The 25,616-nt window shown below is 28.8% G+C and carries 23 protein-coding genes; 5 read left to right on the top strand and 18 right to left on the bottom strand.

Annotated features, from left to right (window positions below; all coding sequences use genetic code 11):
• Window positions 1-21: 21 nt before the first annotated feature.
• On the top strand, window positions 22-2,565 hold the full coding sequence (locus WC223_03105) for a hypothetical protein (protein MFA6923219.1): 2,544 nt from the start codon (window positions 22-24) through the stop codon (window positions 2,563-2,565).
• A gap of 111 nt (window positions 2,566-2,676) precedes the next feature.
• Here the strand turns inward: WC223_03105 and WC223_03100 are convergent, their stop codons facing one another.
• The 8 genes from WC223_03100 to trxA form a co-directional block, all read right to left on the bottom strand.
• Window positions 2,677-3,411: a glycosyltransferase gene (locus WC223_03100; protein ID MFA6923218.1), complete on the bottom strand. Its 735-nt coding sequence runs from the start codon at window positions 3,409-3,411 to the stop codon at window positions 2,677-2,679.
• Window positions 3,393-4,190 (bottom strand): class I SAM-dependent methyltransferase, encoded by a 798-nt coding sequence (locus WC223_03095; GenBank protein MFA6923217.1) that lies wholly within the window; start codon window positions 4,188-4,190, stop codon window positions 3,393-3,395. Before WC223_03095 ends, WC223_03100 begins: the two co-directional genes overlap by 19 nt.
• On the bottom strand, window positions 4,190-6,289 hold the full coding sequence (locus tag WC223_03090; GenBank protein MFA6923216.1) for a hypothetical protein: 2,100 nt from the start codon (window positions 6,287-6,289) through the stop codon (window positions 4,190-4,192). The genes WC223_03095 and WC223_03090 overlap by 1 nt, the downstream gene beginning before the upstream one ends.
• 11 nt (window positions 6,290-6,300) lie before the next feature.
• Window positions 6,301-6,816, bottom strand: coding sequence for a hypothetical protein (locus tag WC223_03085; protein MFA6923215.1), 516 nt, complete (start codon window positions 6,814-6,816; stop codon window positions 6,301-6,303).
• Window positions 6,817-6,854: 38 nt separating this feature from the next.
• A complete protein-coding gene (locus WC223_03080; GenBank protein MFA6923214.1) occupies window positions 6,855-8,096 on the bottom strand; it encodes a glycosyltransferase family 2 protein in 1,242 nt (413 codons plus the stop codon).
• Window positions 8,097-8,332: 236 nt separating this feature from the next.
• Window positions 8,333-9,085, bottom strand: a complete 753-nt coding sequence (locus WC223_03075; GenBank protein MFA6923213.1) for a class I SAM-dependent methyltransferase — start codon at window positions 9,083-9,085, stop codon at window positions 8,333-8,335.
• A gap of 22 nt (window positions 9,086-9,107) precedes the next feature.
• The gene (locus tag WC223_03070) at window positions 9,108-10,043 is read right to left on the bottom strand and encodes a DUF58 domain-containing protein (GenBank protein ID MFA6923212.1); all 936 of its coding nucleotides are present in this window, start codon (window positions 10,041-10,043) and stop codon (window positions 9,108-9,110) included.
• Window positions 10,044-10,181: 138 nt separating this feature from the next.
• Window positions 10,182-10,499, bottom strand: a complete 318-nt coding sequence (trxA, locus tag WC223_03065) for a thioredoxin (protein MFA6923211.1) — start codon at window positions 10,497-10,499, stop codon at window positions 10,182-10,184.
• A gap of 253 nt (window positions 10,500-10,752) precedes the next feature.
• Here trxA and lnt point away from each other — a divergent pair, with 253 nt between their 5' ends.
• Complete coding sequence (lnt, locus tag WC223_03060; protein MFA6923210.1) at window positions 10,753-12,369, top strand: apolipoprotein N-acyltransferase; 1,617 nt, start codon at window positions 10,753-10,755, stop codon at window positions 12,367-12,369.
• Entirely contained in the window at window positions 12,366-12,887 is a 522-nt protein-coding gene (locus WC223_03055) for a hypothetical protein (GenBank protein MFA6923209.1), read from the top strand. Before lnt ends, WC223_03055 begins: the two co-directional genes overlap by 4 nt.
• Before the next feature lie 71 nt (window positions 12,888-12,958).
• Here the strand turns inward: WC223_03055 and WC223_03050 are convergent, their stop codons facing one another.
• The 9 genes from WC223_03050 to WC223_03010 form a co-directional block, all read right to left on the bottom strand.
• The gene (locus WC223_03050) at window positions 12,959-13,621 is read right to left on the bottom strand and encodes a DUF2461 domain-containing protein (protein ID MFA6923208.1); all 663 of its coding nucleotides are present in this window, start codon (window positions 13,619-13,621) and stop codon (window positions 12,959-12,961) included.
• 1 nt (window position 13,622) lies between these two features.
• Window positions 13,623-14,219: a non-canonical purine NTP diphosphatase gene (locus WC223_03045; GenBank protein MFA6923207.1), complete on the bottom strand. Its 597-nt coding sequence runs from the start codon at window positions 14,217-14,219 to the stop codon at window positions 13,623-13,625.
• Complete coding sequence (rlmN, locus tag WC223_03040; protein ID MFA6923206.1) at window positions 14,219-15,271, bottom strand: 23S rRNA (adenine(2503)-C(2))-methyltransferase RlmN; 1,053 nt, start codon at window positions 15,269-15,271, stop codon at window positions 14,219-14,221. Before rlmN ends, WC223_03045 begins: the two co-directional genes overlap by 1 nt.
• Before the next feature lie 71 nt (window positions 15,272-15,342).
• Window positions 15,343-16,911: an O-antigen ligase family protein gene (locus WC223_03035; GenBank protein MFA6923205.1), complete on the bottom strand. Its 1,569-nt coding sequence runs from the start codon at window positions 16,909-16,911 to the stop codon at window positions 15,343-15,345.
• 124 nt (window positions 16,912-17,035) lie between these two features.
• On the bottom strand, window positions 17,036-18,730 hold the full coding sequence (locus WC223_03030) for a S41 family peptidase (GenBank protein MFA6923204.1): 1,695 nt from the start codon (window positions 18,728-18,730) through the stop codon (window positions 17,036-17,038).
• A 171-nt stretch (window positions 18,731-18,901) separates the two neighbouring features.
• Complete coding sequence (yidD, locus tag WC223_03025) at window positions 18,902-19,123, bottom strand: membrane protein insertion efficiency factor YidD (protein MFA6923203.1); 222 nt, start codon at window positions 19,121-19,123, stop codon at window positions 18,902-18,904.
• Window positions 19,120-19,494, bottom strand: coding sequence for a ribonuclease P protein component (gene rnpA, locus WC223_03020; GenBank protein MFA6923202.1), 375 nt, complete (start codon window positions 19,492-19,494; stop codon window positions 19,120-19,122). The genes yidD and rnpA overlap by 4 nt, the downstream gene beginning before the upstream one ends.
• A gap of 178 nt (window positions 19,495-19,672) precedes the next feature.
• On the bottom strand, window positions 19,673-20,482 hold the full coding sequence (locus WC223_03015; protein MFA6923201.1) for a uroporphyrinogen-III synthase: 810 nt from the start codon (window positions 20,480-20,482) through the stop codon (window positions 19,673-19,675).
• Between the two features lie 50 nt (window positions 20,483-20,532).
• Window positions 20,533-21,378 carry a DUF4271 domain-containing protein gene (locus WC223_03010; GenBank protein ID MFA6923200.1) on the bottom strand — a complete coding sequence of 282 codons (846 nt, stop codon included), beginning with the start codon at window positions 21,376-21,378 and terminating at the stop codon, window positions 20,533-20,535.
• Between the two features lie 183 nt (window positions 21,379-21,561).
• Between WC223_03010 and WC223_03005 the strand changes: the two genes are divergently transcribed.
• Both WC223_03005 and WC223_03000 read left to right on the top strand, forming a co-directional pair.
• Complete coding sequence (locus WC223_03005) at window positions 21,562-22,383, top strand: glycosyltransferase family 2 protein (protein MFA6923199.1); 822 nt, start codon at window positions 21,562-21,564, stop codon at window positions 22,381-22,383.
• Window positions 22,380-23,624 carry a glycosyltransferase gene (locus WC223_03000; protein MFA6923198.1) on the top strand — a complete coding sequence of 415 codons (1,245 nt, stop codon included), beginning with the start codon at window positions 22,380-22,382 and terminating at the stop codon, window positions 23,622-23,624. The genes WC223_03005 and WC223_03000 overlap by 4 nt, the downstream gene beginning before the upstream one ends.
• 67 nt (window positions 23,625-23,691) lie before the next feature.
• Here WC223_03000 and mrdA read toward each other — a convergent pair whose 3' ends face one another.
• A complete protein-coding gene (gene mrdA / locus WC223_02995) occupies window positions 23,692-25,542 on the bottom strand; it encodes a penicillin-binding protein 2 (GenBank protein ID MFA6923197.1) in 1,851 nt (616 codons plus the stop codon).
• Between the last annotated feature and the right edge of the window lie 74 nt (window positions 25,543-25,616).

Below are 25,616 nucleotides of genomic sequence, written 5' to 3'. Positions count from 1 at the left end.
TTTAAATAATTTTTTTAAAATATGTTTAATCATTTAAAAAATAAGATAATAATATTTCTCGCAGGATTCATTTTAGGGTTATTTATTCAACTAAACTGGATGTTTTTGGCTTGTAATTATGTTCTTTTTGGTGAAAAATTGATAAATACTGTTGATTCGTATTTGCTAAGAGTTACTGTTTCTCCTTTACTATTTGGAATATTAACCTTAGCCATTGCTGAGTTTTTGGTTCTATTGATTAAAAAAGCAAATCAAAGTATTGATTTGGATAAAACTTATGAAAAAATTTCGCTTGCGTCTTCAATATTATTTTTTTTAATGATATGGCCGGTATTTAATTTTAGTGTAATTTATTTCATTATAATTTTAGTTTTATACTTTATATTTTTGCTTGCACCTTTTAATAACGAAATTTTCTTTCATTTTGATAGAATAAAAATTCATATTAATCCTTCAGAAAAAGTTAATGATAAATTTTTTAAAATATTATTTTCTATCGGTTTTATTTTAATATTTTTTATTTTTTTTCAATTGTTTATTTCAACACTATTATACTGGTTTAACATAACCATTAACAAATATTATTTCCCATCAAGTTTTATATTTTCAATTATTTTATGCTTTATATTTTCAAAATATATTTTTAACAAAAATATAATACTAAAAGGTTTTATATTGGCTTTAATCTTTTCATCAATTATTATTATTTCTATTATAATCAGTTCAATTTTTTATGATAATTCATTTGATGGGTTTCTGTACCATCAAGACGAGATTTATTATTTAGCTAAGGGCTGGAATATTATAAAAGGTGGCGCTCCAAAAAATGCATATTTAGGTGGATATGATAAATCGTGGATTGTTGACCACTATGCAAAAGGAGCTGAAATATATGAAGCATGTGTTTATAGTTATTTTAATAAAATTGAATATGCCAAATGTTTTAATATTATACTCATAATGGCTTCTTTTTTTCTTTCGTTTGCGGCATTAACAAAGCTAAATAAAGTTTCTTTAATATTTAATCTCATTATAAGTTTGCTTGTAAGTTTTAATCCTGTGAGCACTATGCAGTTTGCAAGTTTTTATATTGACGGGCAATTAATTTCTGCAATTATTTGTTTGCTTTCAATATTTATTATAATTTATAAAAATTCTTTCTCATTACAATTCAAATTACTTGGAATATTTATTGCTTCTATACTGGTAAGTTTAAAATTTACAGGATTAGTTTATGCAGTTATTGCATTTTTTGCATTTGCATTGATTTTTTTGATAAAAAAAGAAATACAAAAATTTTTCAGAATTTCAATTTACTCGATAATTGCTGTTATTTTTTCAATAGGAATAATAAGTTACCATCCGTATATAACCAATACTATTAATAAGCATCATCCTTTTTACCCTCTTAACACTCTTAAATTATTAGAAGGTGCTAATCCGTCCAATTTCAAAAAAGCCAACAGATTTGAACGTGCCTTCATGTCGTATTTTTCGTATTCAGGTGGTTCCGACCAAAGCACTAAACTAAAAATGCCTTTTGATACTCAGGACAAAAATGTTTTTTCGGGTGCCGATTGTTTTGTTGGAGGATTTGGCAGTTTATATAATGTTTCTATTATAATTTCGTTCATTTTGTTATTTTTAATTTTTTTAAAATCAAAAAAAAGTAAGTTTTTATTTTATTTATTGTTTTTTATTTTACTTTCTTCATTCTTAAATGCTGATGCTTGCTGGTGGGCAAGATATGTACCTCAATTATTTTTAATTCCTTTTATATTAATATTTTTTGGTTTAATGTTAAAAGATATTTCAATAAATATTTTATCTCTATTTGGTTTGATTGTACTTATTTTTAACATAAGTTTTATTTTAAATATTAATATTAATAGTCAATACTATTTAACTAATAAAGTTATTAAAGAGATTGATAATTTAAAAAAATATAAAATAGCTGTAAAGTTTAATGATTTTCAAATGTGGAAAATACGCTTGCAAGAAAAAGGAATCAGTTATTCTGAAGTTGATAAAATAAAACTTAATTGTGATTATATATATACATTATCAAATTCATTTTATAATGTTTTTTATTGTGTTCTTAATGAAAACATTATTAAATATATCTTATTTACAGATGCCGAAAAGATTGATAAGCTCAATAATAATGTTCCCGAATGTGGAAAATTTTTAGTTAATAATGACATTACAATTTCTTCTGAAAAAGCATTTTCAGGAACCCATTCAATTAAATTAAATGAAACAAATCAAATAAATCCAACAATTAAAATATGCAATATAAAAAAAGGCGACCATTTTTATATTGAGGCAAAACGTTATAAAAATAACAATAATGGAGGTATTGTTGCATCTAATAATGATACTAAAATATTTTATCAAGCACAGGGTATTGCTAATAAATCTATTTCTAATGAATGGGAAATTGTTTCTATGGATTTTATAATTCCTGAAAATTATAATTCAGATGTGTTATGGGTTTATTTATTCAACTCTAATAAAACCGATGCGTATTTTGATGATATTAAAATTCTGAAATTAAAATTTTAATTGATTTTTTAACTGACCGTGAACGAGGTTGTCTCAAAAGAAACTTAACCACGAAGTCGCACAAAGGTATTCTCAAAGGCACTCAAAGGACTTTTGATACAGCCTCGTCAATTACATATATTTAAAATACAATTTTAAAAGTATAAAAGGTACTTTAAGCCAATCTAATAAAGATATTTTAGATTTACCTTTTTCAATCCACTGATTAATAGGAACTTCAATTATATTTTTAATTGCTTCTTCGCCACCAAAACTTTTTTTAATTCTATAAAATATTTCAATATCAAAAAACCATTTACTATAAAAAGGAGATTTAAAAATTTCATTAATAATATCTGTTCTTATTAATTTTGCACCACATTGAGTATCGTATATGCTCATTCCAAGAAAAATACTTACAAAAGTTGAAAATACCCTTCCTGAATAATGACGAAAAGAACTCCGTTCAATATGATTACTTGCAATTTTTATTCTCGAACAAAAAGCAATTTTATAATTTGTTTTCTTATTTAAATTATCATACAATGTTAAAATTTCTGATAGCGGTGTAGAAAGGTCAGCATCAAAATACCCGATTGCCTCAAAATTCATCCAATTTAATGATTCCAAAATGCCTTTTCTTACTGCTTCTGCTTTACCTTGATTTTTTTTCAAATCAAGAATTTTTGCTTTTTCTCCAACTGCTTTTTTAATTGCAGATAAAATTTCAATAGTATTATCTTTACTGCCATCATTAACAAAACAGAAATAAATATCTTCAGAATTATTAATAAAATCATTAAATTCTTTTATAGGAAGTCGCTTACTTTCGTTGTAGCATGGAACCACTATACAGATTTTTTGCATATCACATAGTTAGTTAAACCCGGAATTTTAATACCAATTTTTCTAAAACAATTAGATATTCTAAAATCAAATAATAAATATTTTTTAATAATTAAAGTTAAAATTTTATTACCATTCCAATTCCCAATACCTTCTTTTTGATTTTCTTTTTTTACATTAAAAAACCTTTCAATAACTTTTTTAAATAATCTCGAGATTAAAATACTAAAAAAGAAATATCCTGATGAAATAGTTTCAAACCCCGACTGAGTTATAGATTTGTAAAGAGTTTTGTTGCTATAACGCCTGTAATGTCCAAGAAAAACATCATGTGATGAGAATAAAAAATTAAAGGCAGGTGCGGTAATAATAAAATAAGTATTATTATTTATATAAATATTATTTTTCAAATCAGTTAAAAAACCAATATCATCTTCAATATGTTCAATAACATCAAGTAATAATACAAAATCAAAAAAATGATTTTTTTTTAATTCAATATTATTTAATGAGTTCTCAATAAAAATTGGTTTGTCAGTAAATTTGTTTCTAAGTTCTTTAAGTATTTTTTCATCAAAGGCAGTATCAACGGCATAAAATTCAGATAAAGGAAAATGTTTTGATAAGTTTTCTATAAAAAATATATCACCGCATCCAACATCTAATATTTTTAGTTTTTGTTTTAATATTTCAGGAAATTTTTGTTTTAATATTTCACATATTACCTCAAAGCGAGCCGTTTCCCAGGGATGTCTTTCGGAAGCATGATAATTAAACCGTTTTGTTTCCTTTAAATCCATTATGGGTTTTTGTTTTGTTGGATTTTTTCTATTTTCAAATCATCAAAATAAGCAACTTTATTTGACATATTCCAGACATATACTTCAAATTCTTCATTATTCAAATTCTCAGGAACTTTATAATCTATAATTATTTCTTCCCAATTATTTTTAGTTTTTATAGCCTTATTTTCCGCTATATATAATTTTTTAGTATTTTTTGCGGAAAGAATTAAAGATGCATCAGTGTTTGATTTATATCTCCAAACACTAATAAATAATTCATCACCACTCTTAAGTTTACCTATTATATATGTAAATCCATACGGTGAATCTTTAGTCAATTTAGCAGAGTACTTTCCTGAAAGAAATTTTTCATTGCTTTGGGTATTTCCATTGCTGAAAATTCGATTATTAGTGCCGATAAAAGAATATTTATTGTCACTCAATGTTTCTGCATCGCAAAAAATACTTACTACCTTTCGATTGAATTTGGGAGAGTATGAAATTTCATAAATACTTTCATTTGTTTCTTTATTATAAAATGTTTTAATTATTTTAATATCAAAAAATTCATTAATACTATTCAATTCATGCAATACAATATTATTTTCAATTTCCGGATCATCGGAATACAAAATTATATTATTATATTTTTTCAATAAATCAGTACAAGAATAGGCATTTTCCCAATCATTAAACATTTTATTCCATCCGCTATAAATATATATATTTGTATAAAGCTTTGCTAAAACTTCAATATATTTATCTTTAAAATAATCTCCACCCCAATATATTCCAAATTTAAAGGCACTTTCTTTATAAGGGCAAACATAATAATCAGGAATAACTAAAGTTGGTTTATTGTTATAATTTTTTAATATAAAATTATATGTTTTCAGATACGTATTTTTTCGTTTTAAATTACTTGAATATTCTCTTTTAACTTCTTTTGATTCGAATAAAATGATATAAAAAATAATGACTATGTAAGCTAAATTAATAAATCTAATATTAAATTTTCTGGAATAAATTTTTAACATCACAAAAAAGGCGATTATTGTCAACATTAAAGCAGGAATTAAATAATGAAAACTATAATGTTTTGCTACAATCACTATTTGCAATAACATTGCTATTTCTATCCCCAACAATGCTTTATAGTATTTGTCATTTTTTTCTTTAACTTTTAAGAAGGGTATATGATAAATTATTGAAGAAAAAATTACCAATAAAAAAACGATTGAAAAAAATAATTCATTATTAAAAATAGTTTTTAAATTAAATATAAAATTGGTCGTATCAATAATATTACTTTCTCCACGTCCATATTGCCCACTATGAAAAAACAAAACTCTAATCCAATCAATAAAGTAATCATGTTTGTATATAATAACAGGTATAATAAAAAAAGAAAAAAATGAAATGGAAAATATCGTGTAAAAAAGTTTTTTCTTAAATCCATCCATTAAAATAAAAGGAATTAAAAAAATCGGGAAGAAAGTTATTTTGCAGGCAATTCCGAATCCAACTATTACAGAAAATAACAATAAATATTTGTCAATTATCTTTTTATTTTCAATATCATAATCGTGTAAATATTTAAATAACAAACATACAAAAAGTATCATTGTAAAAATTAACATCTGTTCAATATTAACCCTGTCAAAAAACCAAACTACTTGATTTGAAGCAAACGGTGTAAGCTGAAGAAAAATACAAATAATTATATTTTTACTTATTCTATATGCATAATAACCTAAAAGAAATAATGCAATACTGTTAATTAAAAGTAAAGAAATATTTATTGAATGAAGATAAAACTCAGGGTTTTTAAAAACATCAACCAGAAGTGGTTCCTTGCTATGAAATAAATGAACTATCCTTATTATTAGCGCACCGAATATTTGAAGTGGGGTGCCCGGGTGGTCAACATGAAATACTTTTAAACTAAATCGTGAAATATTTAAACTATTAAACAAATAACTATATTCCGGGTCAAGCGTAAATAAGTTATAAACACCAATGCCATTTTTTGATAAAATTCCTAAGAATATTAATAGTAAAGGGAAAATTGTGATTATAGTAATTGTAAGCTTTTGCTTTTTATTTTTAAACATTTTTTATTTTATTATTCCTCCAAAAACTTTATCTCAATATCGTCAACAAAAGCTATGTTCTTATTATTATTCCAAACATAAATTCCAACATTAGTTTCATTTGGTTTAAATTCGGGAAATTTATCTTCAAATTCAACTTTAAACCACTTGTTTGTTTCTTTAATAAGCGGATTTATTTCATGTCCAATCCAAAATATATTTTTATTATTTGCATCTAAAGAAACAACTAAACCAATTTTTTGAGTTAAATTTTCTAATTTTATCCAACAACTTACTTTTACTTTCTTAATTGGATTTGGGCTAATTTCACTCATTAGCTTTTGAAACCCATAAGAATATGGATTTAAAGAATCTATTTTTGAACAAATATCATCTTCGTGTCCACCAAATTTACCAATGGTTTGCATATTAATCCATTCACCGTTATTGCCGATATTGGATTTGAAGGTGGGATTGAATTTTTTATTTGAGCAACTAAAAAAACAAGTTGTTGCTACTACTAATATTAAATACTTGGTTTTTCCCATAATAATAATTTTAAAAGTTAAATATAATATTTGTATTTTTATAAAAACTTTATTTTTCTCATCGCAAAAAACAGCATTTTAAATAATATCATACCGTGCTTCCATCTTTGAATATTGGTGTTTCCATATATGCGTTCTTTGTATCTAATCGGGATTTCAATTATTTTTAACCCTAATTTTGTTGCTCCGAATATTAAATCAAAGTCACCGAAAGGGTCAAAATCACCAAAATAATTTCTGTTTGCAGATAGTTTTATATAATTTTTTCTTGAAATTACTTTTGTACCGCATAAAGTATCTTTAAATCTTTGACCAATTAAGAATGAAAAACCTGATGCAAAAAATTTGTTTCCTATTATATTAAAAAACCGCATTGCTTGTTTTTCCATAGGATATACCAACCTGCTTCCATTTATAAATTCACCTTTACCGGTTTTAATGGCATTATAAAACTTTATTAAATCTTCTGCAGGAACCGTCATGTCTGCATCGTAAATCATAAATATATCTTTTGTTGCGAGCAAAAATCCTTTTCTAACTGCATCACCTTTCCCTTTACCTTCCTGATGTCCGGTAATTATATTTTTTTCGTTTTTATATTTATCCGCAACTGACTTTATTTTCTCCCAGGTGTTATCTGTTGAATTTCCTTCTATGAAAATGAGTTCATCGTCATCGCTAAGTTTTGGTAAACTTTTTACTATTTCCTCTATATTTCCTTCTTCGTTTCGGGCAGGAACAACAATAGATACTGTTTTTAAATTTTCTTCTTTTTTTAATGCTCTTGCAATAACAATATTTACTAATGAAAAATATTTGAGCAAAGGTAAAGGTGCTAATATTCTATTAAAAAAGGCACTCAGCAAAGGAATATAAATCGGAAGAATTATTTTACTGTCTCTTCTCACAATTTCAAAATTAGTAAGCAATAAAAAATTTTCAACATCTTCATGACTTATCCAGTTTTCTTCGGGAGTTTTTTTTCTTAGTTTTAAATATGAAGATAATTTAATAAACGGCTTCCACAAACTGCTGTAATAAACAATAATTACACGGGTATCGGAAGTTATTTTATTATATAGTTCTTGTAAGTTTTTTTGAATGTCGCTTTCGTAATGAATAATGCCATTTAGTAAAATAAAGTCAGAACTTTCGGAATAATTTTTATTGTCTTTAAATAGTTTTTCGTTATTTGGACTTAATTCCAGAACACTGTCGGATTTATTTATATAAAAAGACAAATATTTTTTTAATAATTTATGTAGATATTTTTTTAGCACGGGTATAAAATTTTTATGTTCTACAATGGTTTGTGTAAATAAAATTGCCACGACCTTTAGGTCGTGGACTATTTAATAAAGTTGATATTGGCTTTAGCCAAAATATTTTCAAAATTGTGAGCAAAATGTATCAATGCTTTGGTGTAAGGCATATTTATATTTATTTTGGCTGAAGCCGAGCTATTATTTTATTTCTTTTCCACGACCTGAAGGTCGTGGCAATTGTTAGTTCAAATTTAACTATCCATTGTATTGTCCTTTTTACAATCATTTTTTTCAATAACTATGTAACATCTGAATGCAAATAAGAAGCAAAAAGGTTTTAAAATGACTTCAAATATATTGAATAATGGAATAAGAAAATCGGGAATTAATTGTTTTTTTTCAAATCCTCCTGATAACGGGTACAAAATACAATCGGATTTTATTTTTTTTATGATTTTAAATTTATTTTTAAATCTTTCTTTGAATTTATCAATATCCTTATAAAATATTTGAATTGCTATTGCCTGATTTGAATCCCATGGATTTTTATTTTCAACAGATTCTTTTGTAAAATAATCAATGTTTTTAATAACCGGCTCAGGATGAAAAATTTTAAAAACAATATTTGAAAAAAATGAAATATATGGCTCAATTATTAATATTCTACCGCCTTTTTCAAGAACTCTGTAAGATTCATCAAAAAATAAAATCGGATTTGACAAATGATGTAAAACATCAATCATTACAATATTTTTTATTTCTTCATCTTTAAAAGGCATTTTATGAGCATCAAATGCCATATCAAGCCATGGAAGGTTTTCGATATCTGTTGAAATTACATCGGGCTTGAATTCTTTGAAATTACCGCTTCCTGCGCCTAACTCAATTGTTTTTCCTTCTTTCTTTAAATCCGAAATTATTTGTTTATACCATTTTGTATAAACATAACGGAGTATATATTTTCCTTTCCAAATATCTAAATGAGAATGTAGCTTTTTTTCCATTTTTAATTTTAAATGAAATAAATCATTTCATCCTTTCTCTTTTCAGCAAGTAAGTAATCAAAACATCGCGAAAACCCTTGTTAATATCTATTTCCACAAAATCAATTTTATATTGATTGCATTTTAGTTTAATAAGATTTTTATAATCGGTTATGGATTTTATGTATGTTTCCTTGATTTCCGAAGGATATGTTTTCACTTCATCGCCGGTTTCCATGTCAATGAATTTATATGGGCGGTTTTCAAAATTAAAATCTATTTCTCTTTTTTTATCCGTTATATGAAATAAAATTACTTCGTGCTTATTATGTTTTAAATGTTGCAGGGCATTAAAAAGCTCATCGCTTTTTTCCGAGTTATCGAGCATATCGCTGAAAATAACAACAAGCGAACGTTTATGAATGCTGTCGGCAATTTGATGTAGTACCGATGCTGCAGAAGTTTTCTTTTGATTTTTATTTGCAATATTATTGAGAATTTTTTCAAGTTCGGCAAATAAAATTTTCTGATGTACGGAACTTGATTTTGCGGGTGTGTGTAGTTCAAGTTCACTAGAAAACAAACTTAATCCAAAGGCATCGCGTTGTTTTTTGAGTAAGTGAATCAGAACTGCCGCACAATAAACCGAAAAGGAAATTTTATTCAGCACTTCAATTGAAGGTTTTTCAATTTCGGGGTAATACATCGAAGTGGAATTGTCAATTACAAGCTGACAGCGCAAATTGGTTTCTTCCTCAAATCGTTTTACGAAAAGCTTATCGCTGCGGGCAAATAATTTCCAGTCGATATATTTTGTTGATTCACCCGGATTATAAATTCTGTGCTCGGCAAATTCAACCGAAAATCCGTGAAACGGACTTTTATGCAAACCGGTAATAAATCCTTCCACAACCTGATGGGCAACTAATTCAAGGTTTCCGAACTTCTGAACCTGCTTTAGAATATAATTGCTTTCCAAAATATATTATTTTTAATATCAATTTTTTCCTTTGCGTCTCTGCGTCTTTGCGAGACAAAAAATATTTCTCGCAAAGACGCAGAGACGCAAAGGTTCGCAGAAATTTTTAACTTCACAATTTCACTACTTCACAATTTGCTATAGCAATGTGTCAATTTTAGCTTTTAATGCTGACTTTGAAGCTGCTCCTACCTGCTTGTCAATAACATTTCCGTTTTTGATAAACAAAATTGTTGGAATGTTTCTGATACCGAATTTTTGGGAAAGTTCGGGATTATTGTCAACATTAACTTTTCCTACAATTGCTTTGCCTTCGTATTCATCCGCAAGTTCATTTAAAATCGGACCTATCATTCTGCAAGGACCGCACCATTCAGCCCAGAAATCAATAACTACAGGCTTATTGGCTTTTGTTACGATTTCATCAAAATTTAAATCGGTTATTTCTACTGACATTTTTACCTCCGTTGGATTATGTTATTAATAGTTATATGTTTTCAGTTTAGAGTTGTGCAAACTTTTCCAAATATAATAAATTTATTAAAGACAATGAAATCTGAAAACATTTTTTCTTTTTTTGCAAATCTAAATTTTCCCACTAAATTTGTGGTAGAACCAAGAAATGTAAAGAAAAAAATGATAATGTAATATTTAATATTTACGACTCTATGGTTAAAAGATAACCAGTTTGTAATGCATAAATAAAAAAATGAAAAAAAAATATTTTATTTTACTTTCTGTTTTTAGCGGAATATTATTTTGGCTTGCCTGGCCTGTGAATGGATTAGCACCTTTGCTTTTCATTTCATTTGTTCCTCTTTTATTTGTTGAACATTTTATTTCCGAAAATAAAGAAAAATATAATTGGTGGAATGTATTTAGCTATTCGTACCTGACTTTTTTTATCTGGAATTTACTTACAACATGGTGGATTTGTTATGCCTCTTTCGCGGGAGCTGTTCTGGCATTTATTTTCAATTCACTTTTTATGGCAATTGTATTTACAATTTTTCATATTACAAAAAAGCTACTTGGAAGTACACAGGGATATATGGCATTTGTTTTCTACTGGGTTGGGTTTGAATATTTACATACCGAATGGGAGCTTTCGTGGCCATGGCTGACACTTGGTGATGGCTTTGCATCAAACGTAAATCTTGTTCAATGGTATGAGTATTCGGGAGTTTTTGGCGGTTCATTGTGGGTTGTGCTCACAAATGTTTTGTTTTTTATTATTCTTAAAAAAATAATTATTGATAAAAAGAAAATTAAAGAAATTTCTGTGAGATTTTTGCTCGCTGCCATTGTGGTTATTGCACCCATTACTGTTTCAAATATTATTTATAATAATTATCAGGAAAAAGGAAAGATTGCAAGCGTAGTAGTTGTTCAGCCGAATATTGACCCGTATAATGAAAAGTTCGGAGGAATGGCTTATGAGAAACAATTAGAAAAACTTCTTTCACTTGCAAAAACAAAAGTTGATTTAAATACCGATTTTTTTGTTGCTCCCGAAACAGCCATAGCAGATGGAATTTGGGAGAATGAACTTGATAATTCCGAAAGTTTAATTACATTAAAAGCATTTTTAAAACAATATCCTAAATTAAACACACTTATAGGTTTATCATCATATAAACTTTTTAGAAAAGATGAAAAATTGCCCAATACTGCGAGAAAAATGAATGAAAAAGAATATTATGATGCTTACAATACTGCAATGTTTATTGATAATAAAACGAATATATTTTTATATCACAAGTCAAAACTTGTAATAGGAGTTGAAAGAATTCCGTTTCCGGAAATATTCAAACCGTTTGAAAAATTTGCAATAAATCTTGGGGGTACAACAGGAAGTTTGGGAACACAGCAGGAAAGAACGGTTTTTAAAACTATAGATAGTAATTTCAGAATAGCTCCTGTGGTTTGCTATGAGTCTATTTATGGTAATTTTATTTCAAAATATATTGCAAATGGAGCAAATCTTATTTTTATAATAACAAATGACGGCTGGTGGAAAGATACTCCGGGCTACAGGCAACATTGTGCATACTCAAGATTGAGAACTATTGAATGCAGAAAAAGTATTGCAAGAGCTGCGAATACAGGAATTTCATGCTTTATAAATCAAAGAGGAGATGTTCAGCAACCCACAAAATGGTGGACACCGGCGGTTATTAAACAAAATGTTTCAGCAAATAACGAAATTACTTTTTATGTAAAACATGGCGATTATATTGCAAAGTTTTCGGCAATTATTTCCTGTTTTATTTTATTATTATTAATTTTAACAAAAATTAAACCTTTCAAATCTTTTTTACAATGAATGAATTATTGGAAATAGCAAAGTACATTTTACCTTCATTGGTAGTGCTTGCAACAACTTATCTTTTAGTAAGAGATTTTCTTGACGTTGAACATAAAAGAAAACTTGTTGATGTTCGCGTTGGAGGACAAAAAATTGTTACTCCTATTCGTTTGCAGGCTTATGAAAGATTGGCATTGCTGCTTGAAAGAATATCTCCCAGCAATCTTGTAATAAGAGTGGCAAAAAGTAAAACAACTGCACAACAATTACAAATGGATTTGATGAATAATGTTCGCAGCGAATTTGACCATAACCTTTCTCAGCAGGTTTATATTTCCGATGAAGCATGGGAAATGGTTAAAAATTCAAAAGAGGAAATTATTAAAATGATAAATGTTGCTGCAAGCAAACTTCCTGATGCTGCCGAGGGCAAGGATTTATGCAGCGTTTTACTCGAAATGGAATATCGCACTGAAAAAATGCCGACCATTGCTGCAATTGAATATTTGAAAAATGAAGTAAGGCAAATGTTTTAGAAAAATAATTTCTCAAAAAACACAAAATTTACTCCTAAAATTTTGTTTATTAATTGTTACTTGCACAAACACTACATTATATCAATTGCCTTATTGATAAACTCATTGAAAGGATACATCCCCTTGAAAATTCCGACTGATAATTCCAATAAATCATCGGATGGAATTTTTTCATTTTTCAAAAAATAAACCATGTTATAACTTTTGAACTTAAGAAATTCAGCTTCTGCAAAGTCCTTCGGAAAATCCTTCGGTATATTTTTAAGTTTATCTCCGTCTATTTCATTGAAATAATTTTTAAATTTAGGAGAGTTAATAATTTTTTTAAACTCATTTACATTGTAGAAAATCTCATCGCGAACGCATTTTAAAACTTCAGCATCGGGAATGTAGATACCTCCTGCAAGCATTGATGATGATGGTTCAATATGAAAATAATAACCAGCATAACGGCTTCTTCTTCCACCATTTGAAATGTACGCCCCGAAGTTTGTCTTGTATGGAGTTTTATCTTTCGAAAATCTTATATCACGATATATCCTGAAAATACAATCTTTTGGAATAACATATTTTGTTCTTCCATCAAATTTGGAAATTTCAGAAATTAACTTATTTAAAAATAATTCAAATTCTTTCTTCAGGGAATCATATCGTAATTTGTTTCTATGAAACCATTCCTGATTATTGTTTTCCTTTAGCTCTTTTAAAAATTTAATTGTTCCTTTTAATAACATATTAAACTTGGTTGAGATAAGATTCGTTAAGGTACTTAATAAGTTTTTTCGTAGCAATCCCTCTGTGGCTTATTTTATTTTTCTCCTGCATTGTCATTTCAGCAAAAGTTTTTGAAAAACCGGCGGGTTGAAAAATCGGATCGTAGCCGAAGCCGCCTGTACCGCATCGCTTCTCAAGTATGATGCCGGTTACAATTCCTTCAAACTGCATTTCTTTTCCGTCAATAATTAAGGAAATAACTGTTAAAAATATTGCTTTTCTGTTTTTCAATTCATGCATTTCAAGCAAAACTTTATTTATATTTTCATCGAAATTTTTACTTTCGCCAGCGTAGCGGGCTGAATGAACACCGGGCTTTCCGTTCAGTGCTTCTATTTCTAAACCTGTATCATCGGCGAAACAATTTATTTTATATTTATTAAAAATATACAATGCCTTTTGTGAGGCATTTTCACTTACGGTTTCTTTGTCTTCAGGAATTTCTTCAAAACAGCCAATATCATTCAGTGATAAAATTTCAAATTTATCTTTCAGAATTTGTTTTATTTCTTCGAGTTTATGTTTGTTGTTTGTTGCAAAAACAAGTTTAGTCATAATTATTCATTATTAATTAATTTCCCTGCCAATTGTCCGCAGGCAGCGTCAATATCTTTTCCTCTGCTTCTGCGAACATTTACAATCATATTTTTACTCTCTAAGAAATCAACAAAATCAGTTGTTTTCTCTTTTGTAGTCGGAAAATATTCAGTGTTCTTAACATTATTAAATTCAATAATATTTATTTTACATGGAAAACTTTTGCAAAATGTTGCCAGTTCTTTGGCGTCAACAAGCGAGTCATTAAAATCTTTAAGTAAAATGTATTCAATTGTAATTCTGTTTTCTGTTTTTGAATAATAATATTTTAAAGCAAAAGCAAGTTCTTTCAGAGGATTGCGAATATTAACCGGAATAATTTCATTTCTTTTTTTATCATTTGCAGAATGTAGAGAAACGGCAAGATTAACCTTCACTTTATCATCACCGAGTTTTCGAACCATTTTTGGCAACCCCACTGTTGAAATTGTTATTCGCTGATAAGAAATATTCAAGCCATCTTCCGAAGTAATTAAATTAATTGCATGGCTCACATTTTCATAATTCAGTAATGGCTCGCCCATGCCCATAAATACAATGTTCGATAAATTTTGTTTAAAATGTTGGAGCGAATAATTTCTCAATAATACAACCTGGTCGAAAATTTCTGCTGTACTTAAATTTCGCTGTAATCCGAGTTTTGCGGTTGCACAAAATTTACAATTGAGATTGCAACCAACTTGTGAAGAAATGCAAGCTGTAACTCTGTCCCTGTCTGGAATTAAAACTCCTTCAATTATTAATTTGTCATTTAAACGGAATGCAATTTTAACAGTGCGGTCAGTACTTTTCTGAACAGAACAAATTTCAAGTGCAGTAAGTACAAAGTTATCTTTCAGAAGTTGTCGTGTTTCTTTAGAAAGGTTTGTCATTTCATCGAAAGAACGAACTGCTTTTTTCCATAACCATTCGTAAACCTGCTTTGCACGAAATGATTTTTCATTGTTGGAAATAAAAAAAGTTTCAAGCTCTTTTAAAGATAGAGAAAGTATATCTGTTTTTTCTTTTGGCATGTTGCAAAGGTAAAAATAAAGTTAGAAAGTTTTTTATAATAATTATCAGCAATTATCAAGAAACTCCGTCATCATACCTCAACTTCATACCTCGGTTTAACAAAAAGAAATAACGAATTAAAAAAAGCAAAGAAAGTAACGCCTACCTGAGTTTCGAGAGTATCTTCAGCAAGCATTGAAATAAAAGCAATAAGAAAAAATGTAATATAAAAATAATCGAAATTTTTAAGTTTTAATAACGGATAAAATAAAGAAAATAAAAACCATATTAGTCCTAATATTCCGAAAGCCACAGTAATTGCCAAAAACTGATTATGTGAACGAACTTGCCATTGGGGAGCAAGTTTTGTATTCATTTTTTTGTATTCATTTTTAAAACTACTGTTTACATCACCTGTTCCAACACCGAATAAAATATTTTTTTTAATTATTCTTAATGATGTCTCCCAAAATTCAAAACGCATGATTGCAGAATAACCGCTTGGATTCTTAGTTTGCCTGTAATTGTCGTATTCGGATAAAAATTTATAAAGACGCGGTTTCAAACTGAAAATTTTTGTGTATTCAATATTTGCAATTCCTTTTTCAACATTTTTAATATCTTTATTGGATAGAGAATTTACAGAAGCCGCATCTTTTGTAAGTCCCTTAGATGTGAGATAACGAACAAGTGTATATTTTATAGATTGTTTTTTTTCATCAATGCTGTCGAATTTTATTTTACTTTTTTTATTCCATGTTTCTTCAAGTTCTGTCCAGCAAATATTTCTCCATATATAATGCCTGTTTTCCATCTGATTATTTTTTATATCGCTGAAATAATAATTATTCGATTTGGTTAATTTCAAAGGAACATCAGTTTTATAAGAATATGGAGTATAATAATTTTTTATCTGAAAAAACAAATAAAAACAAATTGCAACAGGAATTAATACAAGCAAAGTAAAAAGATAAATTTTATAAATAATCTTTTTTGATTTCCACATATAATAAACAACAAGAAATAAACTTGCTATTATTACTATTATCAAACCAGTTACAGATTCCAGCAAAACTAAAAATGAAATAAACCATAAAATAAAAATAGTATGAAATGCAGTTAACCAAAATCGCAACGACTTAAAATTATTGATGATAAAATAAAATAATGAAAAAACTGAAATACAAATCATCAAACTCAATCTTATATGTGAAGTATAAATTGAAATTTGGCGTATATCGGTTATTTCATGTTTTGAAAAACCCAATAAAACAAATACACTTATGATTGTGCTTGTAAAAACTCCGATAATAAATAAATACATCAACCTTTCAAACCATTTTTTTTCTAATGGTTCAATTGAAGAAAATATTATAGGGAATGTTAGTAAAGGTAATTTAACCTTTAAATCTTTAAAAGCATAATCAAAATCACTTGTATAAATAAGACCGATTAAATGCAACAGATAAAGCGAAACAACTGTCACAGCTATTTTATTTTGCAAAAATTTCTTAAATTTTGAAACTATATTTCCTTCAACAAACCATGTAATAAGCAAAAGAAATTGCGATATGCTAAGCGTAAATTTGGAAAATGGAAGCGAAACAACGATAAGAACAAAGCAAACAATATATGCGTATTTGAAGTTTTGTTTTTTCAAGGGGTTTTTATTTTGCACAATGTTCAGATAGCAGAATGAATTAAATAAATAAACGCTGATATTATCTGCGAAAATCTTGTCAAATCTGTGTTATCTGTATTCTATTATTATATGAAATTTATTTCTACTTATTTTTTTCGGGTTTATGACTTCCGTTTAATATTGAAGTGTAAAGGTTTTTATTGTTAAGCACATCAACGGCTTTCATAACTTCATTATCGCTTTGCAAAGCACCTTCAATTCTTCCTTTCTGGTAGTAATATCTTGAAAGTAATTCTTCTTTCAGTAATTCTTCTATTTCGTCTTTAAAGGTTTTCAGGTCTTCGTTTTTGTTATGTATGAGTTTATTTTTCAATGCATCATATTCGTCTTTTACCTTATCGAAATATTTTTCGCTGGTTGCTGTGGTTTTAAAATCTTCAATTTCCTTTTCGGTTTTTGTTTTATAGTCGTATTCCTTATTGGAAAGGAAGGCAATGAAATCGCTATAAATTTCATCAGTAATTTTAAAATTTTTAGCCGGAGGAATAGAATTATGTTTTAGTACATATTGGGTAGCATAATCAAAAATAAGTTGTTTTGTTAACAGACTGATTGCTATTTCGCTTATTTTTCGGGATTCTGTAATAACATCAGGCAATATTCCGCCGCCGTCATAAACTATTCTTCCTGCTTTTGTTTTAAAAGGATGCATAAGCGAATCGGGAATTTTACCAACACTTCCGTCTTCATTGCGGTGTGAATAATCAATTGCCTGAATGCATCTGCCGCTCGGTACATAATATTTGGCAATTGTAATTTTTACATTTGCATTGTACGAAATAGGATAAACATTCTGAACAAGACCTTTTCCATAAGTTCTTTGACCTACTATAACGCCTCTGTCCAAATCCTGAATTGAACCGGTAACAATTTCCGAAGCAGATGCACTGCCGCTGTTGACAAGTACTACCAATGGAATATCAATATCAACGGGATTGTTAAGAGTGTTGTGAGTTGTTGCCTGGTCTTTATCTCTTCCTTTTGTAACAACTATTTCCTGTCCTTTTTTCAGAAATACATTTGCAATATTTACCGCTTCTTTCAGGAGTCCGCCGCCATTTCCGCGAAGGTCGAAGATAATTCCGCTGAGTTTGCTGTTTTTCGATTTTAAATCAACAAGTGCCTCGTGAACTTCTTTTCCTGCATTTTCCTTGAATTCGGATAATTTTATATAACCTGTAGTTTCGTTAATCATGCCATAATAAGGAATATTACCGATTTTAATTTCTTCTCTTGTCAAAGTTTTTTCTATAGGGTTATTCTCACCTTCTCTTTTGAGCAATAATTTAAATGATGTTCCCTGCTGTCCTTTTAACATTGTGCTTACATCGCTTGTGGTTTTTCCTTTTACCGATTTGCCGTCAACCTCAAGAATAATATCACCTGCTCTTAAATCGTTTTTTTGTGCAGGATATCCCTCATAAGGTTCGGCAATAACAATATAATCGCCTTTTTTCTGAACCATAGCTCCTATTCCGCCGTATTGGCCGGTAGTCATAAAACGGTAGTCCTCAATTTCCGATTCTGAAATATATGTTGTGTATGGGTCAAGTTCGTCAAGCATGGCATTAATAGCTACCTCCATAAGTTTCGAAGGATTTGTTTCATCTACATACTGCATATTCACTTCTTTATATAATGAAATGAAAATGTCAATGTTTTTTGATATTTCGAAATAATTATCGGAAAAACTAAATGAAATAACCGAAACGGCAATTACTAAAACTGCTAATAAAAATATTTTTATTTTTCGCGGAACTTTCTTGAAAAATTTCATAAAATTTATTTATTAAATTGTTTGTACTTGAAATATTTTAAAGTTTTCAGTTTATAGTTTTCAGTTAAAAAAACCACAATTTCAACTTTCTCTATTTTATTTTTAAATCCTAAATCCTTAATTCTAAATCCCAAATTTTTGCTTAACGGTTGGCAAACTTCACCACTTAATTCAGGGTATCGGGTCGTAGCCGCTTCCTCCCCATGGATTACATGACAAAAATCTTTTTAATGTCAAGTACCCTCCTTTCAGAATACCATATTTTTTTAATGCTTCCATCCCATATTCCGAGCATGTAGGAGTATATCTGCATGCCGGCATTAGATAAGGCGAAATGGCATATTTATAAAATTTTAATAATAAAATAGCTATTTCTGATGGTATCTTTTTCAAGTTTTATTTATTAAACGTTGTAAAGTTAAAATTATTTTTTCTTCCAACTCTTTAAACGAAATTATATTTTTATCGAGATAAATCAATGCAAATACATATTGTTTTTCAGTTCTTTTAAGGTATTCATATAATGATTCTTTATTTTTCCTATATATTTCCCTTATTCTACGTTTTATTTTATTTCTGTCAACTGCTTTTTTAATGTTTTTTTTTGGTACAACTATTAATATTTTGGCAGGATATGGGGATTCAAAACTTGTTTTCAACCAAATTGTTTTTATAGGAAAAACATTAAAACTATTTCCTTTTTCAAATAGTTCCGAAATAACTTTTCTGCTGCAAAGCCGTTCATCTTTTTTAAATGTTTGCATGATAAAAGGAAATTAAGGATACACAAAGGTAAGTAAAAAAGTGAATTTAGGTTTTATAACGGATATTGCAGGTAATAAAATTTGCAACAGATTCACAGATTACAAAAATAGTATGGTAAATAAAAAAGTTTTAATTTAACAATTTAGCAATAAAAAAACACTGCCAACTTTTTTATATTTATTTTTTCCCGGTTTTTTTGACTGCTTTAATTTTTTTCTGAACCGACTCAAAAGCTTTTTTATTAGCTTGCATCAGAAACTGGTCTAAAGCCATTGTCATTGAAGGGGCTTGAGGAGTTGGGGCAAATACATCCACTTTTAATTTTGCTTCTTTTGCTGCTTTTGAAGTAGTAGAGCCAAAAGTTGCTATTTTTATTTCTTTTTGAACAAAATCGGGATAGTTTTTAAATAATGATTTTATGCCAATAGGACTGAAAAAAACAAGCATATCATAATTTAATTTTGGTCCGAGAATAGGTACCAAATCATCGGCAGTTGTTTTATAAAAAGTTGCTTTTGTAAAATTAATTTTGTTTTCCTGCATGAATTCCGATATTTCGGGGCTGGGTGTATCCGAACAAGGTATCAGAAATTTCTCGGTTCTGTGCTTTTTTATTATATCGGTTAAATCTGCAAAGTTTTGTTTTCCGAAAAATATTTTGCGTTTACGATATATAATATATTTTTGAAGATAATACGCTGTTGATTCCGAAAGGCAAAAGTATTTTGTAGTTTCCGGAACGGTAATTCTCAATTCCGCTAACATTCTGAAAAAATGGTCAACAGAATTTCTACTTGTAAATATAACTGCTGTATAATCCGGAATATTTACCTTTTCTTTTCTGAAATCTCTCGCAGGAATGCCTTCAATTTTAAAAAATTTATGAAATTCAATTTTTATTTTGAATTTTTTTGCAAGCTCCAAATAAGGTGAATTTTCATTCTCCGGTTTTGGCTGGGAAACCAACATGCTTTTAATTTCTTTCATTTAAAAAGTTTTAAAATTCTTTAGTAATAAAATTTGATTTTAAACTTTTTTTACCGGAAATATTCAGTAAATATTTTTATTAAAATTATCACAGGTAAAACTTCAAGGGCACAAAGATATAAAAATAAATAAAATTTAGAAAATTTTAAATTAGCTCCGCCAATTTCAATTCCTCTAAAAATCCTGTATATGTATGATGCAAAAAATATGCAGATGCCTATATTCAATAATACAGCTTTTCCGAAGTTCAGGAATGAAACTCCCAAAACTATTGGTATAAGTGCAATGCCTACAGCTTCGTTAAATACAAAAACATTTAATATGTATTCCGAAAATTCCTTTTTTAATCTGAATATTGCTCCGATAATTCTCAATAATATTGCTTTTATTGAATAAAGAAAAAATATTCCGGCGCATAAAACGATGTAAGCTATGAATCCGTTTTCAGATACCAGATTGAGTTTGTAAAATATTGCAATCTGATAAACAAACAGAGCCGAAGTGGTAATAAAAATCAGGAAAAGTTCTACGGCACCTCTTTGCGAAAAAATGCTTCCTTCACGATTGAGCTGCGAAATATATCTTAATGAAACAAGACAAAGTCCAATTATTTTAATTCTCTTGTTTGTTGCGGCTTTTACATAAGAAAATAAAAGTAATATCAAAATTAAAACACAGGTAATCCAATCCTGTTTTTGGTCAAAGTATGTTGCATCAATAGATTGTGTCTTTAACAAATGATTTTTGAAAATAGATTCTTTATATACTAATTGTTTTTTTATTCCTACTATGTTTTTCTTAGGCAAGTAATAATAAGGTTTTTCTTCAGGAAAATTATAATCCGAACTTATTAAAGAATCTACGGGTTTATAGCAATGTAGGGTATCAAACTGCATAACTCATTTATATAAGATTGCAAAGTTAAAAGGTTATTTTGTAAAATTTATATTATAAATGGCTAAATTGTTAAATTGTAGAATTGTTGTTTTTATTTTTACATATATTGCTTATAGTTCACGTATAACAATTTAACAATTTCATTTTTTTCTCATATCTTTGAAAAAAAACCGAAACAAACCTTGGAAGAAAAACTTGTTTCAATTATAATGCCTGCCCACAATGAAGCTGATTATATTGCAGAAGCAATTCAGTCGGTTTTAGAACAAACCTATCAGAACTTTGAATTGTTAATTGTAAATAGCGGAAGCACTGATAATACTGAGAAAGTAATAAAGTCATTCAGCGATAAGCGAATAATATATTTTAAACAGCAAAAAAATCTTGGGGTCAGCATTGCCCGGAATATAGCACTTGATGCGATGCAGGGAGATTATTTTATTTTCCTTGATGCCGATGATAAACTTCCGCCCGATTCAATAAAACCAAGAGTGGATATTTTAAATCTCAATCCTGAAATTTATTTCGTTGGAGGTACGGTAATTTTAATGGATAAATTTTTAAAAAACCCAATTTCAGTTAATAAAACTGAAATTCAGGGAAATCCTTTCTTAAAACTTATCACACTCAGTCCTAAAGCTCACACTTCAAGTTCGTGGCTCAGAAGAAGAGATAAAAATATAAAATACAAATTCAAAGAAGGCATGCCTGTTTTTGAAGATTTACTTTTTTCAGTTAATTATTCAAAAAAAGGATTGCTTGCAATAATTGACGAACCCGTTTTATTTTATCGCAGAGGACATGAACAAACAACTTCATCTATCAAAGCTTTTGAAGATGGTTACAGCATATTTTATAAAGAAATAAAAAAACGTAATGATATCGGTAAAAAAATAAAATTTCTTGTAAAATATAAAATAATAAAAATTATGTTTTTATCATATCTCAAATTATTTAAACCAATTAGTGCAATTAAAGTATTTCTCAGATATTTGTTTTTATGAACATTCTTGTTTTAACATACTGGAGCTACAAAGAGCCGTTGATACAAACATATACGCTGCCGTATCTGAAAATTATTAATAAATATTTGCCTTCAGGCAGTAAAATTTATTTGCAGACGCTTGAAAAACCAAATTTAAAACTTTCAAAAGAAGAATTGACAAAAGAAGCAGTTCTCCTACAAAAAGAAAACATTTATCTTTTGCCTTTTTATTATTCAAAATTTGGTTTAAAAGCAATCATTAAATGGAAATTTTATTTGCTTCGTTTGCTGATAATAATATTCTCAAAAAAAATAAAATACATTCATTGTTGGTGCACACCGGCAGGAGCTATCGGATATATTTTGTCGGTATTAACCGGACGTCAGCTTATTATTGACAGTTATGAACCCCATGCAGAAGCAATGGTGGAAAACGGCGACTGGAAAAGAAATAGTATTGCTTTTAAAATTTTGTTTTTTTTCGAAAAACTTCAAAGCCGCAGAGCAAAAGCAGTTGTTGCTGCAACAAAAGGATTTGAAAACTGGGCTAAAATAAAATATAAAACTGAGTTTAAAAATTATTATGTAAAACCTGCATGCACCGATTTTAGTCAGTTTTCATTGCAGTTTGCAAAAGAAGAAATGCTGCTTAAAAAATTAGGTTTTGAAAACAAAATAGTTTGTGTTTATGCAGGAAAAATAGGAGGTATTTATCTAGAAAAGGAAATTTTTGATTTTTTTAAAGCATGCTCCGATTTCTGGAAAGAAAAATTTCGTGTACTTTTACTTACCGATGCCAGCAAAGAAAAAATCGAAAAATATATTTCTGCATCAGAACTAAATCCTGAAATTATTTTCTCTGAATTTATTAACCATAAAGAAATACATAAATATCTTGGCTTGGCAGATTTTGCACTGAATCCGGTAAAACCGGTTCCAACAAAACGTTTTTGTACATCAATTAAAGACGGGGAATACTGGGCAATGGGATTACCTATTGTTATTACTCAAAATATTTCCGATGATTCGGAAATTATAGAAAAGTACAAAATCGGCTCAATAATTAAAGATTTTACTTATGACAAATATATTGAATCTATTAGGGAAATTGACAGTTTAATAAAAAATAATGACAGACAAACTTTAAGAAATAAAATTGTTGAAATTGCAAAACAATACAGGGGCTTTGAAATTGCTGAAGAAATTTATCAAAAATTATATCAAAAAAATAGGACGCAGATTAACGCTGAAAAATTATGACTTTTTTATCTGTGTTTTTTCATAATTTTCATATTTTGTCAGTGTCTAATTTTATCAACTTTAAACTCTACTCATTTTGTTTAATTTTTTTCTTCTTTGGTTTTGGAATAACGTTCATTAAATTTGTTTCGAGCATTTGTTTTTCAAGGTCAGGTCGTTTAATTGTGTTAGTCAGGTATTTTTCAACCATTAAGCTTGCTATTGGAGCTGCCCATGTTGCGCCAAATCCGGCGTTTTCCACAATAATTGCAAGTGCAATTTTCGGATTATCTTTAGGTGCAAACAAAATAAAAACCGAATGGTCTTCACCATGTGGATTTTGTGCTGTACCTGTTTTTCCGCACATAGGAATTCCTTTTATTTTTGCCGTTACTCCTGTTCCCGATTCTACAACATCATACATTGCTTCTATAATTACATCAAAATATTTCGGCTCAACAGAAGTATAGTGGATTTCGGTAAATTTTTTATCAATAAATTTATTTTTCCCGATAGCTTTTATAATATGAGGAGTATAATAAAAACCCCTGTTGGCAAGTATTGCAGTAAAATTTGCAAGCTGCATTGGAGTTACACTTGTTTCACCTTGTCCGATTGCTAATGAAATTACCGATACCGAATTCCAATGATTATTGTGATATTTGTCGTAATATTTTGAAGTAGGTATTATTCCTTTGCTTTCGTACAAATCGCTTCCGAGTTTATTTCCAAAACCGAAACTTAACACATGATTTCGCCAATTGGTATAGCTTTCACGTATATCATGATGTTTCACCCTGTCGAGAATTGAGCGAAAAACATTGCAATAATAAGCATTGCATGAATATTGAATAGATTGCTTAAGGTCTAAAGGAGAAGAGTGTCTGTGACATCCTACAGTCAAACTACCTATGTGATAGCCCTCGCTGCATGAATAGCGTGTATCGGGAAATAATACTTTTTCCTGCTGTCCAATTAAAGCATTTAATATTTTAAATGTTGAACCCGGAGGATATTGAGCCAACAAAGCCCTGTTGAACAAAGGTTTTAATTCATCGGTATTAAGTTGATTGAAATTTTTGGCTCTCAAGTTTCCCACAAGTAAATTTGGGTCATAAGTAGGACTGGTAACCAAGGCAAGTATTTCACCGGTTGCAGGGTCAATAGCAACAATACTGCCTTTTTTATTTTGCATTAATTTTTCCCCGTATTCCTGCAATGCACCGTCAATTGTAGAAAAAATATCTTCTCCTGCCACGGCTGTTGTATCATACCTGCCTTCACGAAAGCTACCTTTTTCGCGGTTAAGAGCATCTACCATGACAATTCTTAATCCTCTTTTTCCGCGTAAGAATTTTTCATAAGATTCTTCAATACCGCTTATTCCAGCGTAATCACCTGCTCTGTAATATTTGTTTTTCTCCAGAAAAGAAGGGTCAACTTCACCAATATATCCCAAAATGTGTGCAGCAATTGGCTTGGGATATTTTCTTAATGTTCGTGCCTGAATAAAAAATCCGGGAAGTTTGTACATTTTTTCCTGCAACATTCCGTACATTTCCGTTGAAACTTGCTTATCAAAAATCGAAGCTCTGAAAGATGAAAATGCTTTGGCTTTTCCTATCCTTTCGATAAAAGCAACTTTATCAATATTTAGAATTTTACATAATTCATTAGTGTCAATGTTTTTAGCATATCTTGGAGTTACCATCAAATCATAAGACGCTTCATTATAAACAAGCAACTTTCCTTTCCTGTCGTATATCAATCCTCGGTTCGGATATTCGGTTTGAAAACGCAGAACATTATTGTTGGCGGAAATTTTATATTCATCAGTTAATACCTGAATATAAAACAATCGTATGACAAATATTGCAACAGCAAAAATAAATATGAAAATTATTGTATGTTTCCTGTCGGAATATAAAGTATTGTTCACTATAAAAAATAGTTTAAAGTTTAATGTTTAAAGTTTAAAGTTTCGCAATTTTGTTGTTCAACTTCAATATTCGA

Source organism: Bacteroidales bacterium, assembly GCA_041671145.1.
Taxonomy (GTDB): Bacteria; Bacteroidota; Bacteroidia; order Bacteroidales; family JAHJDW01; genus JAQUPB01.
Note: the sequence above shows the minus strand (reverse complement) of the source record. Positions and strands in the feature narration are given on the sequence as shown.

What these genes read in the sequence shown, in the direction of transcription:
- WC223_03010 (MFA6923200.1), bottom strand. Translation starts at nt 21,378, where the DNA reads ATGCAGTTTGATACCCTACATTGCTATAAACCCGTAGATTCTTTAATA.
- WC223_03075 (MFA6923213.1), bottom strand. Translation starts at nt 9,085, where the DNA reads ATGGAAAAAAAGCTACATTCTCATTTAGATATTTGGAAAGGAAAATAT.
- WC223_03000 (MFA6923198.1), top strand. Translation starts at nt 22,380, where the DNA reads ATGAACATTCTTGTTTTAACATACTGGAGCTACAAAGAGCCGTTGATA.
- WC223_03090 (MFA6923216.1), bottom strand. Translation starts at nt 6,289, where the DNA reads ATGTTTAAAAATAAAAAGCAAAAGCTTACAATTACTATAATCACAATT.
- trxA (MFA6923211.1), bottom strand. Translation starts at nt 10,499, where the DNA reads ATGTCAGTAGAAATAACCGATTTAAATTTTGATGAAATCGTAACAAAA.
- WC223_03100 (MFA6923218.1), bottom strand. Translation starts at nt 3,411, where the DNA reads ATGCAAAAAATCTGTATAGTGGTTCCATGCTACAACGAAAGTAAGCGA.
- WC223_03030 (MFA6923204.1), bottom strand. Translation starts at nt 18,730, where the DNA reads ATGAAATTTTTCAAGAAAGTTCCGCGAAAAATAAAAATATTTTTATTA.
- WC223_03085 (MFA6923215.1), bottom strand. Translation starts at nt 6,816, where the DNA reads ATGGGAAAAACCAAGTATTTAATATTAGTAGTAGCAACAACTTGTTTT.
- WC223_03015 (MFA6923201.1), bottom strand. Translation starts at nt 20,482, where the DNA reads ATGAAAGAAATTAAAAGCATGTTGGTTTCCCAGCCAAAACCGGAGAAT.
- rlmN (MFA6923206.1), bottom strand. Translation starts at nt 15,271, where the DNA reads ATGCCAAAAGAAAAAACAGATATACTTTCTCTATCTTTAAAAGAGCTT.
- WC223_03055 (MFA6923209.1), top strand. Translation starts at nt 12,366, where the DNA reads ATGAATGAATTATTGGAAATAGCAAAGTACATTTTACCTTCATTGGTA.
- WC223_03105 (MFA6923219.1), top strand. Translation starts at nt 22, where the DNA reads ATGTTTAATCATTTAAAAAATAAGATAATAATATTTCTCGCAGGATTC.
- WC223_03095 (MFA6923217.1), bottom strand. Translation starts at nt 4,190, where the DNA reads ATGGATTTAAAGGAAACAAAACGGTTTAATTATCATGCTTCCGAAAGA.
- rnpA (MFA6923202.1), bottom strand. Translation starts at nt 19,494, where the DNA reads ATGCAAACATTTAAAAAAGATGAACGGCTTTGCAGCAGAAAAGTTATT.
- lnt (MFA6923210.1), top strand. Translation starts at nt 10,753, where the DNA reads ATGAAAAAAAAATATTTTATTTTACTTTCTGTTTTTAGCGGAATATTA.
- WC223_03050 (MFA6923208.1), bottom strand. Translation starts at nt 13,621, where the DNA reads ATGTTATTAAAAGGAACAATTAAATTTTTAAAAGAGCTAAAGGAAAAC.